The 1213-nt window shown below is 62.2% G+C and carries 1 pseudogene; it reads right to left on the reverse strand.

Going from position 1 to position 1213, the window contains the following annotated elements:
• Positions 1-161: 161 nt before the first annotated feature.
• Positions 162-1133, reverse strand: a pseudogene (locus ACJH6J_RS30450) (IS3 family transposase); the annotation flags it as partial.
• Between the last annotated feature and the right edge of the window lie 80 nt (positions 1134-1213).

Consider the following 1213-nt stretch of genomic DNA (forward strand, 5'->3'; position numbering starts at 1 on the left):
CGTCGAGTTTGAAAACCGGATCAATCAGACGGCACAAGCCGCCTGACCCTGTGTCCACCAAACAGGGTCAAGCCCACCTCGCATGCCGGCACCGAACTATGGCGGGTCGAGTGGGACAACATCGGGGCCGCTGATCCGCCCCGGCGTGTTCGGAGGCTCTGTTATGTGAGTGCCTCCTCGGTTTGAGGGTGCTGGAGGCGATGGTAGTAGAGCGCTTCGGCCCGGTCCGGTGTCAGGTCCTGGCAGTAGCCGTTGGGCCGCTGACGGTTGTAGAACGCGACCCATTCGGCCGTTGCCAGGGACAGCTCGGTAGCTCCCGGATACAGCGGCTGGTTGTCGATGAGCTCGGTCTTGTAACTGCTGTTCACTGATTCGGCCAGGGCATTATCGAAGCTGTCACCGACGGTCCCGATCGACGGCAAGATCCCTTCGGCAGCAAGGTGTTCAGTGAACGCGACCGCCGTATATTGTGAGCCCGCATCGCTATGATGGACGAGATCTGCCAAAGTTGTTGCACCAGAACGCTTCCGGGTATCAATAGCGTGATTTATCGCGTCGGTGACCAGCTTCTGAGTCATCTCGGTGGCCACCTTCCAGCCCACGATCTTGCGGGCGTAGACGTCAGTGACGAACGCCGTGTAGGCCCAGCCGGCACGGGTACGGCAATAGGTGAAATCGGCCACCCACAACCGGTCCGGCGCCGCGGCGACGAAACACCGCTGCACCCGATCCGGAGCCCGCATCGCAGCCGGGTCAGCAACGGTGGTTAGCACCCGGCGCCGCTTGCACGCCCCGCGCCACCCCATTTCCCGCATCACTCGCTCCACCACGCACCGAGAAACATCAATTCCGTTGGTGCGCAGTACAATCCATGTCTTGCGCGCGCCCAGTACCTTAAACAATGCCGATGACTTACGTAGCCGCCAGATCGCGTCGATGATCTGCGCGTCCGCCAGATCGGCCGTTGACGGGCCGTCACCGACTCGATGTGCGTAATACGTCGACGGGGCGATAGCAATGCCGTACTCGGTAAGCACGGCACACATCGACTCGACACCCCACTTGAGACCATCAGCGCCCACCCGGTGACCCAGGTGGGCGCTGATGAACTCCACGACTACTGATGTGGCCGGTCCGTGAAAGTCGGCCCGGGACGCGGTGACAACCGTTGGGGCTGTTCCGTTTTCCCGGGCCGCTTCCCGAACCCGGCGTG

The sequence above is a fragment of the Mycobacterium sp. SMC-18 genome (assembly GCF_045310895.1).
Taxonomy (GTDB): domain Bacteria; phylum Actinomycetota; class Actinomycetes; order Mycobacteriales; family Mycobacteriaceae; genus Mycobacterium.